12 protein-coding genes and 1 pseudogene are annotated in these 12,423 nt (G+C 56.4%); 3 read left to right on the top strand and 10 right to left on the bottom strand.

Annotated elements, in window-relative coordinates:
• Positions 1-319 precede the first annotated feature (319 nt).
• From U4012_RS35970 to trbG, 9 genes are all read right to left on the bottom strand, one after another.
• On the bottom strand, positions 320-808 hold the full coding sequence (locus U4012_RS35970) for an aromatic-ring-hydroxylating dioxygenase subunit beta (protein ID WP_415750390.1): 489 nt from the start codon (positions 806-808) through the stop codon (positions 320-322).
• Position 809: 1 nt separating this feature from the next.
• A complete protein-coding gene (locus U4012_RS19345; RefSeq protein ID WP_321800801.1) occupies positions 810-2,051 on the bottom strand; it encodes a Rieske 2Fe-2S domain-containing protein in 1,242 nt (413 codons plus the stop codon).
• Positions 2,052-2,072: 21 nt separating this feature from the next.
• Entirely contained in the window at positions 2,073-3,179 is a 1,107-nt protein-coding gene (locus U4012_RS19340) for a carbohydrate kinase family protein (protein ID WP_321800798.1), read from the bottom strand.
• Positions 3,180-3,186: 7 nt separating this feature from the next.
• Complete coding sequence (locus U4012_RS35965; protein WP_415750389.1) at positions 3,187-3,600, bottom strand: YybH family protein; 414 nt, start codon at positions 3,598-3,600, stop codon at positions 3,187-3,189.
• A 31-nt stretch (positions 3,601-3,631) separates the two neighbouring features.
• Positions 3,632-4,669 (bottom strand): N-acetylneuraminate synthase family protein, encoded by a 1,038-nt coding sequence (locus tag U4012_RS19335; protein ID WP_321801036.1) that lies wholly within the window; start codon positions 4,667-4,669, stop codon positions 3,632-3,634.
• Positions 4,670-4,679: 10 nt separating this feature from the next.
• Positions 4,680-5,588: an HAD hydrolase family protein gene (locus U4012_RS19330; protein WP_321800796.1), complete on the bottom strand. Its 909-nt coding sequence runs from the start codon at positions 5,586-5,588 to the stop codon at positions 4,680-4,682.
• Between the two features lie 536 nt (positions 5,589-6,124).
• Positions 6,125-6,370, bottom strand: coding sequence for a DUF2274 domain-containing protein (locus tag U4012_RS19325; RefSeq protein ID WP_321800794.1), 246 nt, complete (start codon positions 6,368-6,370; stop codon positions 6,125-6,127).
• Positions 6,367-7,647 (bottom strand): TrbI/VirB10 family protein, encoded by a 1,281-nt coding sequence (locus U4012_RS19320; RefSeq protein WP_321800792.1) that lies wholly within the window; start codon positions 7,645-7,647, stop codon positions 6,367-6,369. Before U4012_RS19320 ends, U4012_RS19325 begins: the two co-directional genes overlap by 4 nt.
• Before the next feature lie 2 nt (positions 7,648-7,649).
• Positions 7,650-8,525, bottom strand: coding sequence for a P-type conjugative transfer protein TrbG (gene trbG, locus U4012_RS19315; RefSeq protein ID WP_415750388.1), 876 nt, complete (start codon positions 8,523-8,525; stop codon positions 7,650-7,652).
• Between the two features lie 692 nt (positions 8,526-9,217).
• Here trbG and speG point away from each other — a divergent pair.
• From speG to U4012_RS19300, 3 genes and pseudogenes are all read left to right on the top strand, one after another.
• Positions 9,218-9,763: a spermidine N1-acetyltransferase gene (gene speG / locus U4012_RS19310; RefSeq protein ID WP_321800790.1), complete on the top strand. Its 546-nt coding sequence runs from the start codon at positions 9,218-9,220 to the stop codon at positions 9,761-9,763.
• Between the two features lie 52 nt (positions 9,764-9,815).
• Positions 9,816-10,151: pseudogene (locus U4012_RS19305) on the top strand (DUF4917 family protein); the annotation flags it as partial.
• 56 nt (positions 10,152-10,207) lie between these two features.
• Positions 10,208-11,767, top strand: a complete 1,560-nt coding sequence (locus U4012_RS19300) for an LA2681 family HEPN domain-containing protein (RefSeq protein ID WP_321800786.1) — start codon at positions 10,208-10,210, stop codon at positions 11,765-11,767.
• 155 nt (positions 11,768-11,922) lie between these two features.
• Here the strand turns inward: U4012_RS19300 and U4012_RS19295 are convergent.
• Positions 11,923-12,423, bottom strand: a 501-nt coding sequence (locus U4012_RS19295; protein ID WP_321800784.1) for a hypothetical protein, incomplete at its 5' end; no start/stop codon positions are given.

Below are 12,423 nucleotides of genomic sequence, written 5' to 3'. Positions count from 1 at the left end.
GCAACGCTTACACACAAGCGCAAGGGAGGGTGGGAACAGTTGCAGAGGGTTGACCGGTACCGGCAGCACCTAGAGCGAGTACGCGTCCCGACAGATGCTATTCGGGTGTCGCTCGCCGACGCAACCGATGGAGACTGATTGGCGGACGTTGTAAGTTGATTGGTTTTCGATGAAAAATCGCATCCCGCAAGCAACTTTTCGACCGGCGCCTAGATAGGAAAGTAATCTCTGGCCTATAGCAGAAATAGCTAATGCCGTCAGTATATCATCTGCAAAGTCGACCACGAGTCCAGCAATTCCGGCGTTATCTGCGCCTATCCTATAGCGGGGTAGCGAGTAGGTTCGATATGAGACTAGTGGTCAGCACTACATTTTTATATCGTAAAAGTGCAGAGTCGTTATTTATCACAATTTCATCATGATACGTCCCAACGACAAATAGGCGTGATACGCCATCCTGATCAGTCTGATAAATGGCAAAAGGTGTTGTGGCCTGCACGATACCGTCCGCACAAGAATCCACATGGCCGCAACCAATGATGTGGAGATCCGCGTGGAGGTTATAGAGATTCGCATTACGCAGCGCTACTACACGGTCCCTAATCATTGCACGTCCCTCCAACGAAAGCACTGGCATAGGTAGACCGAGGAGTTCGTTCTCACGCGTTGTGATTCGATAGATGCCCTTCTCTGTGAAAAAATCGGGCCATCCTTCGATTTCGTTGTCATCGATACAGCGAGCGTAAGCTGCATTTAGGTCGTTCACTATAGCCACAACCTGATGGGTGACGATTGGCGTGAGTTGCATATTATGACCCACACATAAGTTCGCGATAATATTGCCAATAGCCTCGCATCGGGACCTCCGTCACAAGATTGTTCTGGTTTACAATATCCCCTCGCCCACCAATTTCGACAAATGAAGTATCATCGCAAGCCGTTGAAGTGGCGCGATGCGTTAGTGCAATTGCCTCTCCGTCCTCCATCGAAATATAGCCGGCTGGGCCGGTGAGGTTGCCCTGGACAATTCGATGATTGCTCATTTCCGCAGAGTCATCTGCATAACCAAAATACGTCCAGATGAGATCAAAGCGATCGACAGCAACCAAACGAATCTGACGTACCGCTAGACTATTGTAGACTTGGTGAACGACGAGATTGGGAAACACTGCCAAGGTGGTAACCTGATAATTGTCCGAAAATTCTGGGATAAAGCGCATAAATTCAGAACGTTCCAACGACGGAATAACCTCTCCGCGGGGGCTGTTTTTATAGTGAGACGTGCCGTCTGGATGATCCAAGCCATCGTTGAAAGCCAGATTGTGAATTTTTCGCCGGTCCATTACTGTACCGCCGTTGGCGCTCAATCTAGCAAGTCCAAAAGAAATTTGAAACATGTGGAGTAATCCACCATGATTCATGTCACGAAGATTGTCGCAATACAATTTCCAGTTACCGAAGAATCGTTGGCGCTGGTATCCCAATATCCGAATCGGTCGGCACATAGTTCGTGCTATGTGAGAGAGGATGCTATCACCAAGATATTCCTCCAGTGCCTCGAAATCCCACGAGAATGTGCCAAAAATTAGACCGTGGACGGATGCAACCCGCAGCCGCCGCATCGAATGGTCGGTGCAATCAAAATCCGACGGCAAACCGCCCCGCCCGCCGACTCCATGGCGAAAAGGTACCGATAGTAGCTTTCCATTCTCTCCATATCGCCATTGGTGATAGCAGCACGTATGGAAACGTGAATTCCCTCGTTCCTCGCGTCTAACTTCAGCACCGCGATGGGCACACCGATTAACAAACGCGTTAATTTCCCCGGCACTTGAACGCTGTATGATAATGCAAACTGTGCCCACATATTTTCGAATAAAGTCTCCCGCGGCCGGCACTTCCGCTTCGAGGCCTAGGAACGACCACGTATTGCCTTCAAAAATCCTATTCTGCTCGAGACCGAAAATATCAGGGTCGTGGTAAGCCCAATAGGGAATTCGTTCGTTGGTTGGGGACGGCCACTGCTCGGCTAATCGGGTTATGGCATCCATCGATTCGTCCCCGGCACGTTTCTATAAGTGAAAGAGGTCGTCGTGATACCGTTCCACGGACGCATGGCCGCCATTGGCAGCCAACGACTTTGTGGCTATATGTTGTGCAAACTCGGCAGCATTGCCTGGTGATGCGCCACGCATAATAGCGCAAATCAGACCAGCGATTAAGGCATCACCCGCACCAGTTGGTTCAACAGAATTTGCGGGAGGGCTACGTTGCCAATGTTCCAGGCCGAGCCAAGGGGTGGCGTCATACCCTAACCTCAGAGCCATCGTCTGCATCCGGGCCTTGTCCGAGGACCCCGCGATGTAGATGCCTCTTGCTCCGAGCTTGATGCAAACTAACGCGGCTCCCCCAGACAGAAACTGATCAGCTACCCAACGGATGTCATTGTCGCTCGGGTATCGCGTACGGTGTACGTCGCTCGAAAACACGCCGTGGATATCGAGTAAGTCGCCAATACTAGGCGCAAATAGATCCACGAAAGGCAATTGCAGGCGAAGTTGCTTGTAAAAGCCTTCGGAGGAGAATCCTACCGGCATACGCGACAGGTCGAGCGATGTAAGTGCGCCTTGGCTCCTCGCCTTTTGGAAAATACACCGCAACCCTCGCATTCCGTCGTCCATAATACTGCGCATTAACGCTGGGTAGCCAAAATGGAGCCAATTTACGCCGGACAGGTCGACTTGATCGACGTGTTCAAACGAGAAGGCATTGTTGACACCTGGACAATGAATGTTGAAGCGGCAGCCCGTTGCGGCATCCTTCAGAAGCAACGTTGTCGAGGTGGCATGCCCATCAAGAGCTCGAACATTAACAGTGACATATCGAGACGCTTTACGGGCAAGCATCGACGCAAGGAGTTCGCCTAAGGGATCCCGGCCGACCAAGCCTACTAAAATGGTTTCCACACCCAAAGCTGCGAGGGTCAGTCCAACGTTAGCGACAGCCCCTCCAGCTTGCACATCAAGGCCCGAATCTATGGGAAGAATCTCTTCGGTAAGCGCCGTCAGCGCTCCTGACAACGCTGTCTCGGGAACGAATATATCTAGGCACAAATGCCCGACAACTGCGACTCGTGTCCGGCGGATCGCCGACGCAATGCTCGGATTACGGTTGGTCACAATTTCACTATGTTGGGATGGTAGCGTTAGCCATCAGACGAGAGCAGGCGAGGTGAAGAAATACCCATCCGCCAGTTTGCTTCCTTAGTGAAGCGGATAAGCGCCAAGGTCCACTTTCTGTCGTTCCGTCGGGGTTGACTACAGAGCCTTCGATCGTCGAAGTAACAATGGCAAACGCGCCGTCAAATGTGCGGACGGTAATGTCGGTAGCTGAGATTGCCGCTTTGTAGCCATTTTGGTATCGCGATCGACGTTCGTCTTTACCCTGCACTGGGCGAAGTGGCGCCCCGTTTCGGTAGAAGCAAGTCGCGCCGCTATCAAAGCAGTCAGCGAACGAATCTACGTCGCCGGAGTTTCGGGCACGAATATACCTTTCGAATAGATCCCGCACGTCTTGTTCGTCATCAATCTGCGTAACCATGGTTCCTCCAACTGGTTAGTGGCGACGCTCACTACGAGACGATGTCCCAACTGAGCGGCTGATCAACACTAATGTCTTCGAGTGCTGCCCTCCCTATAAAGGAGTCGATTAAGTATGGCGGCAGTCCATCATTCGGCGCCTTCGCAGCGATATCATCGCGGCCAAGGATCGCCCCCCGGTGGATAAAGCGTGCCGCTACTAGTTTCTTCCCCTCTTTATACAGTAGCCCCGCTTCCGAAGTTAGGGGGACTTTATCGCCACTGCCGAGTGCCGTATGGCCCTCGCGCAATTGCTGAACGAGGGTGCGTAGCTCGTCTGGAAGGAGCGAGAAGCAATGATCGGTTCCCTTCCAGCTACGATCCAAGGTGAAATGCTTTTCGACTATTCGCGCACCTAAGCCGAACGCAACCAATTCCATGGCAATTCCTTCGTGGTGCGAAGACAGACCAACGACCGCCTGTGGAAACGCCGAGCTGTAGGTCTTGATGACATTTAGGCAAAGGTCCTTAGCGAGCGTCGGATACGCCGCTGTGCACTGCAAAATCCCGATGTCATTCAGCCGTGGCGAGCATTCGGCGTAAGCTCGAAGAACATCTTGCAAACTTGCTCCACCTGTAGAAAGCAGGATTGGTCTTGCCATGGTTGCGACGTGCCGCAGAAGGGGGGTATTGACAAGATCCGCCGATGCAATTTTGAAGGCACTAATACCGACTTCGTACAGGAAATCCGCTGTCTTGATATCGAACGCCGTGCACAGAAATTCCACTCCGTTCTTCTCGGCGAACTCCTTGGCGACCACGAATTCATGATCGGTCAGCTCTAGAGCGTCGCGGTGCTCGCCATAGGTTCGCCCAAACGCGTGAGGACTGTCGTATCGGCTCTCTAAGAAGCTCTTTGTGTAAAAGCTAGGGTTATGCCGCTTCTGCAGTTTGACGGCGTCTACACCGCAATTTGCTGCGGTGCGGATCATCTCCACACACCTTTCGAGGCTACCTTGATGGTTATGTCCAATCTCAGCAACGATAAAGCACGGATAGTCAGGGCCAAGGAGGCGATTTCCTATTTGCATGGTCTTCAATTTATTGCCTCGAAGGAGAAAACTGATCGTCACCGATATTTAAGAAGAAAAAGCCTGCTCGTGTTACACGACAGAGTGCCAAGTACCACGCAGTCGCTTCAGCACACGAGAGGTTTTGGGGCGCAAATTGCCATCCGGTCGACAGGTTGCGCGATGGGATGTCTACGGCGACCGAGAACGCTTGGTCCAGCAATTGGTAATCGTTGCCGGGCCAAGCGCCCTGATCGGCGATCGAAAGGATTGGCACATCGCCGCAGATTCTCGAAAGATAGGGAAATATATTTCCTTTCCCGCCTCGATGACTCAAAATATCGACAGAGTGCCTGCCATGCACGACACGGGTTGGAGAGATACGATGGCGGCGTGCTACGTCAGCGACGATGGCCCACATCGCAATAGGCGAAGCCGACTCCTGAAGTCGTACACTGACTTGATAGGGACCTCGGACCGTGACGCGGGTGATTGGCAAGCCTAATTCTTTTAATTCGTTCAGTGCCACGCACGCCGCATTGAACTTTGGATCTTGCGCGCGATCCCTCGATGCGAAGACGCCGTCTGCTTCCGCTAGCGACGCTATAAGTTGTGCATTGAGCAACCCAATATGGATGCGCGACCACAACGATTGTGGTATCGAAGTCCGAAGCTGCTCCACGACTGATTCGCCCCGCCCTGTCGCGATGCCAATTTGCACGCCGTCCGTAGCCAAGCGACATATTTGGTGAATCACTTCAGTTGAGGGAGGCTGCGTCCGCTGGCCGGGATTACAGAGCGTGCCGTCATAGTCCAAGACGAGCGCACCGAACTCGACACCGCTGACTTTGCAGCGAGAGGCAGCATATGCGCGATAGAGTTGCAGTTGTCCGGCTTCGCTTTCCTCACATACAACGCCGAATTTCTCAGACGCACGCATGCGTGGCCCCTTTTGATCGATCGTTAGCTTCGCTTTTTATTACGTTCGCCGACCAAGCCTGACGTCACTCAGCATATCGACTGCGCATCGAGCATTTGAATACAAGGTCTCTCGATTTCGCGTCGCAACACGACCAGGCTGTCCCGGAAGCATAGGTAAACGTGGGACCCCTATGCAACCCACAATTGCACCTTTGAGATGTTGTCTATGACTAAAAGGTTCGCTCGAAAGCGCTCAGATTAAAGTGCCACTCAGCTTCTAGGGGCGACGCTTTCGGCAATGACTACCTTGCCATCCTCCCGACAGGTCGCTGATTAAGACAGGCTTGTAGCTGGATAACCTTCCAGAGCCGAAATATTCTCTTTAGTTATATACATAATATTCAGACCAATGGACCGCTCTCACGTCAAAAGCGGACGCCTAAATGTCTCCCTCTGCCTGTCACCGAGCGCCCCATGTTGGCCGACCACCGCCCCGCGCCCTCCGACGGGTGGGCAGTCCAGCGCAGGACCTCCTGGAAATGCGACGGCTTGTCGTCAACCGTCGCCAATGCTGGGTTTCGCAGCGGGCGATTTGCTAGTCCGCCGAAACCCTCGATCCCTCGCCATGAACGCCTCCAGCATGTGCGGAATCAGCGTCGTCGCATCGACCGCCTCGCCATAGGTCTGCGCATGCAGTGCCGCGTAGCGATCGAGGTCTGCCTTCAGGCTGACGGGACATGAGAACGTCAGCTTAACGCTCTCGATCCTGGGTAGAGGCCCCAGCCGCAGCGTCGTGCTCATCGTGAAGTCCCCCGGTTGAAGAACAGCGGCTGGTACGGCCTCAGCAACAGGTCGCGGTTGACAATGATGCGCACCGGCAGGCCCGGTCGCTCAGTCAGTGTCGGCTGAATGTTGAGGTTACGCCGGGTCATCTCCTGACCGACCTGGTTCACGCTGTCCTGCAAGCTATCGCGCCCGGCCACTATTACGCGATCCCCATTGCGGTTCTCTGGCGCGGCCAGCTCGGCGCCGACGCCCAGCAGCGTCGTCAGCGCCGCGCCGGCAACGATGCGATCCCAGTGCCAGTCGACGCCATCCTCCAGGCCGGCGTAGCCGGCCGGGTCGGTGCCAGCCAGGTTGTCCAGCGTGATTGAGGACGTGTCCGGCAGGATAATGCGGTTCCAGACGACCTGGACTCTGCTCTGCCCGTAGGCGACCTGGCTGTTGTATTTGCCGAAGATGCGAGAACCCTGCGGGATCAGCAGACAGGTACCGGTCGCGGTGTCGTACACCGGCTCCGTCACGGTGCCGATCACGTCGCCGGGCAAGTCCGACTTGATGCCCGTCACCAGCGCTGCTGCGATCACCGTCCCGGCCATCACCTGATACGGCGAGGACGGCATTTGCAGATTGCCGGAATTACGGGTTTGCGCGGTTCCGGCTTTCTGGAACGCCTCCTTCTGGTCCTGGCGATTCTGCACGGCGGTCGGATCTGCCGGCTGGGCCGCAGTCGAGGCCGGTCCGGCGCTCTGCGGATCGAAGCCCACGAGACCGGAAGGCGGCGCGGCCGACGCAGTCTGCGACGGCGCAGCCGCGGCGTGCTGGTTGCTGGAACGGAAGAACACCGACGAACCCGCCGCCGCTTCGGCCTCCTTGCGCCATGCGTCCCGCTCCGCCTCCTCCATATCCTGGCCCGGTGGCGTGTAGCTGGCTGCCGCCGACGGCTGCGACCTGACAATGGCGGGCCCCAGGTCGCCCGGCAAAGGCGGCCCCAGTTCCGGCACCTTTGGCGGCAGCCTGGAATAGTCGGCGGGAAGCTGGTTGAGTTCCTCCGAACGCGATACGCGATCCACGTTGTAAAGCTCGGTCGGTTCGTTGTCGCTGCGCCGGTGTCTTGGCTGCAACGACCAAAGTGTGGCGCCCAGGACGGCCACGCCAAGGCCGCCGGTGAGCAGCGCCAGCGTACGCCGGTTGAGGCGAGTCACCGCGCGCGGCTGCGCCCGCAGCGTCACGTTCTCTGGCGCGACCTTCGGCGCAACATCGGGAATCGGTTCGTCCGGGGTTTCGTCCTGGCTCATGGTCAGTTCCCCCGCGTGCCATCCGTGCGCTCGATGCGTACCACGTCGCCCTTGTCACCACCCAGGCGCAACTCCGCAGCGCCGAACAGCCGATCCACGATGTAGTACGGCGTACGGAAGCGGTAATTCACCAGTTCCCCGTCGCCCTGCGCGCCGATGACGAACAACGGCGGCAGCTCCCCCTGAGCGATGCCCGGCGGAAACTGGATATAGACCTTCTCGCCGTCGTCGAAGGCGCGCAATGGTTTCCACGACGGATTGCTGCCGCTGACCGCGTAACGGAAGCGGATCTTCTCCAGCGACAGGCCTCCACTGACCGGCGCAGAAGCCTGCGCAGCTCGATCCTGACGCTGCAATGCGAGCATCCGGTCTTTCGGGTACTCCCACGACACCGACGCCATCCACGCCTTATCCGTCGAGGTCAGTTCGATCAGGTAGGTGCGCCGGCTGGTGGTGATGACCAGGTTGGTCTTGAGGCCCGAGCGGATTGGCTTCACCATCACGTTGACGCGCAGATCGTTGCCGGCACCGCTGGACGTGTCGCCGACGATCCAGCGCACGGTGTCGCCAGCAGCAACCGTCACCAGTTCCTCGCCCGACTGGAGCGTGATCACGGTGACGCGCCCCGGCGCGGCATAGACCTGATACAGCGCGCCATCGGTGAAAGGCCACACCTGGATCGCGTTGACGTAGCCCTCTCGCGTGGGCGCAATGCGTGCCTCGGCGTTGGCGCGCGACACGCGCACGGTTTCGTCGGCCGGTTCCGGCACGCTGGCCTGCGAACCTGTCCACGGCTCGCAAGCGTGAACGCCTTGAGAGTGCTGATTAGCGTGGGCACAAAAAAACCGACGCCGGCATGAACCAATCGATGCATTCATTTTTCATTGCTGCGGGCGATTCTGGCGTGTCATGGCGTACAAGAATTTCATTTCCGTCCCGGATTATTTTTGTGCAATCATTTATTTCGATTCAGATGTGACAGTATTCGCTGCGGGCGCAACCGGTAAAAAGCGCACCGCCCGAAAGACGACGCGCTTGCCCCGCCGTCAGGGGTCGCAGACAGCCGCCGGGACGCAGGCACCATCGGCGCACTGCCCTTGACGGCAAGAACGCCGTAGTACGGTGAAGGGAACAGCAAGCCAGCCCCTGGCAAGCGGAGCACGCAGACCCGCATGGGCCGAAGGTGTCAGGGGTCAAATGCAGAAAACCGCGACTCGACACGCGGCGCGGAGCGTATGGACGGAAGCGCCGACCACCAGCGGGCATGGCACTTCCTACTCAGACGATTGATTTGCATTGCTGAATAACCTGTTTGTTCGATTTCCTGACAGGTTGACAATACCCACCCATTTCTCCGCCGCCAAGCCAGCACTGGCGCAGGTTCAGCCTGCGACAACGCGACGCCCTCTCCGCTCCGGACCCGCATGCCGCTTCGTTTATCGCAATAGTTCGTCGTGCGGAAAAACAACCTTTGCATGAACTCCAGCCCTCGCGCCCGGACTAACTGAAGCCCGCCGCATCCGGTACCAGGCGCGCGCATTCAAACCAATAATTTCTCAAGGGGAAGCCAATGACTATTGAACACAGCAGCAAACTGACCTTGCGCCCGCTCGAGCGCACCGATCTACGCTTCGTCCATGAAGTGAACAACAACGCGAAGATTATGCGGTACTGGTTCGAAGAGCCGTACGAAACCTTCTCGGAACTTACCCAGCTTTATGACCGGCACGTGCACGACTTGCGCGAGCGGCGCTTCGTGGCGATCGACAACGAGGGGGAAACCGTTGGCGTGGTCGAATTGATCGAGCTGAACTATATCCACCGGCGCGGCGAATTCCAGATCATCATCGCGCCGCACGCGCAAGGGCGCGGCTACGCGACCGTCGCCACCCGGCTCGCGATCGATTATGCCTTTTCAGTACTGAACCTGCGCAAGGTCTATCTGATTGTCGATACGTCGAATACCGCTGCCATCCACGTTTATGAAAAATGTGGCTTCAGGCGCGAGGCCGAACTAATCGAGGAGTTTTTCAGCAGCGGTCGCTATCACAACGCGTTGCGCATGTGCATGTTTCAGGCCGAGTTTCTCAAGGCCAACCAGCGCACCGCCGACTGAGCCCCACCACACCAAGCACGTTGAAATAGCGCAAGCTGGTCGAGCGGAAGCAGTAGGTACGCGAACGATGCCACAGAAGGTCTCCGCCATCCAGAATAGCTACTACCTTTCTACGGTGTACCGTGAGGTACTCACGTCGCCACGATTCACTTTGACGATATTCGGTTGGGGACTCGGCGAACATGACAGACATCTGTTGCGACGGATGCGCGGAACCGGCATCCAACGGGTGGCAGTCTCCGTTTTTCGTGGCAACCAGGCCTATTGCAACTATGCTTACCAAGTTATTCAGGATGATCTAGGGCCTGTCCATGTGAACTTCTTTGATAGTGAAAGTCAAGGGTGCTGGATTCATGCAGTGCCACCAGCGCTACCAGGACCAGGTTAACTCTATGCTCGAGCGGTTAAAATCTTCAGCGATCAAATAAGGCGAGGAGCCTAGCTATGTCTTCAAAGCGGGACAGGTTCTACGAGCAATCGGCTTATCTGAATACCTTGCTGAATAGCGATCCTGCTGCGGCAGTGAAACAGGCCAGGGAGATGAATCTTGATATCCCGGAACCGGAGCGCTTCAATCTGATGGCCCTACGGGCTGCGGCCCTGGTAGATGGCGGTGTGTTGACTCAGCAGCAGGACGCGATTGAGGAAGGACTCGCGCTATATCGTGTACTACACAGTCGATTCCCTACGGCGGATATCACCTACAACCTGGCGAACGGGTTAGTCGCTTCGACAGGCAATCCACCTCGTGGTCCGAACTGGTTGGATCATCAGGAACGCACGAGAGAGCTTCGAATCGAAGCACGACAATGCTTCTGGAAAGTAGCGCAGGATGCAGATGCCGAATCAGCGCTGAGAACCCAAGCCTGGACGAACCTCGCCAACCAGTTCAGCAACAGCTTTCGACTCGGCGAAGCTCATGATGGGTGGCTTACCGCGCTGGAGATTGATCCGGAGAACGGTGTTGCGGCAAGTTCCGCAGCCCATAATTTGCTTTGGCTTTATGAACAAGGCGGATGTTCAGACCTGACCCGTGTCGAAGCAGTCATGCTGGCCAAGATTGCACATCGGCATCAGGATCGCGTTATCCAATACTCTGGCGCGCAGGCCGCAGAGCAGATCGCCGCATTCGCCAGCGAATTCGAGGATCCGCCACCGCGATCAACCCACACAGATCCATTCATTGAATGGGTGGAGCGCGAACGCCTGACGCTTGCACCAGCTGTCGAACTCATCGACCCCACCTTGGGCAAGCTGGACTGGCTCGTGCTTCCCGGGATTCTGGAGCGTGAACCCGGCGCGATCGCGATGCCGCCCCCCGTGTTCTCCATGTTCAATGTGCTCAAGAGCGACTTCATCCTCGCGCGTGATCTTGCATGGCGTGCGCTCGATGAGGACGTCTGGCCAGCGACGGGGCGATTTGGCGATACGCTTGATTACGCCACCTACGGCCCGGATGTGTCTGCGCTTATCTTGGCGCACCGTACCGCCCTCGACCTGCTCGACAAGATCGCTGTAACGGCGAACCACTATTTCGAGCTTGGACAACCGCCGGAGAAGGTCTACTTTGGCAAGCTATGGCGAGGAAGCCCCGATAAGGCGACCTGCATGCGCCCCCTTGCCGAAAAAGTTGAAGCAGCAATTCGCGGGGGTGCCCGTGCGCTCTATGGCCTCGTCGAGCTTGCTGAGGACTACGACAGCAGCGCGGGTATCCTGCGTTCTCAAAAGAACCTCCGCAATGCGGGCACACACCGATTTGTGGTGCTGCATGATTTCGGGGATCCAGCACAGAGCAGACAGGCGCCTGAAATCGAACGTCACCACCGGGAGCTGTTCACGCAGGAAGCCATGCGCGCTTTACGTGTTGCCAGATCGGCGATCCAAATGCTTGCCCTTTCGATTTCACAGCATGAACAAGATTTGGCGCGACGGAAACCCGGCATTGTTGGGTCACTGGTCGTCCCCGATCACGACTGGATTCGAGGGCGCAATGACGAAGCTTAAGTGCCCCGCGCCTGTTTGACAGGAAGTCGGGGGGTAAAGCCAGATGACCGCAACTCGGCTCGACGTACGGAGCGCAGCCCGCAAGCCCAACGGCGCTACGCCTAGACCTGCATCTGAGCGAAGAAGCCTCTGGCGAACAACCAACCAGCGCCCCTTTAGGCTAATGCTTCGAGCGGGACGAAGATCAATCCATTTCGGCCGGGATAGCTGACCACCGCGTGCTCCCTCCATACTAAAACAGCCCGCGGACCGTTGGGCGCGTCACCAAGAAATAGGCTGTTCTTTGCCTGCAGCGAGCTTCGATCCAGCGCCACAAGTTCGCGATTGTTTCTGTTCACCGACAGCAACGAGTTACCCGTGATGGCCTGTGACAAAGGATCTGCCCACTGAAACGAATTATTCCAACGGCTCGGTACAAAGCGAATGTCTTGGATCAGCTCACCGGAGTCGGCCTCCAGTGCGCAGATACCTCGCATGGACTGAAACATGCCAACATAGAGGCGATTGTAACGATCGTCATAGGTCAGGCACGCGGGGGTAGCATCATCAGCTCTGCCATTACTAATCTCGGCAAGCTGCGAATTTGCGACGTATGCGTTCTGACTGAGATCGTAAATGGTCAGGTAACAATTAGCGTGCGGATACCCTCGTCCTTC

The organism is Burkholderia sp. BCC1988 (assembly GCF_905339895.1).
Classification (GTDB): Bacteria; Pseudomonadota; Gammaproteobacteria; order Burkholderiales; family Burkholderiaceae; genus Burkholderia.
The sequence above is the reverse complement of the archived record's forward strand: the minus strand, read 5'-3'. Positions and strand labels throughout refer to the sequence as shown.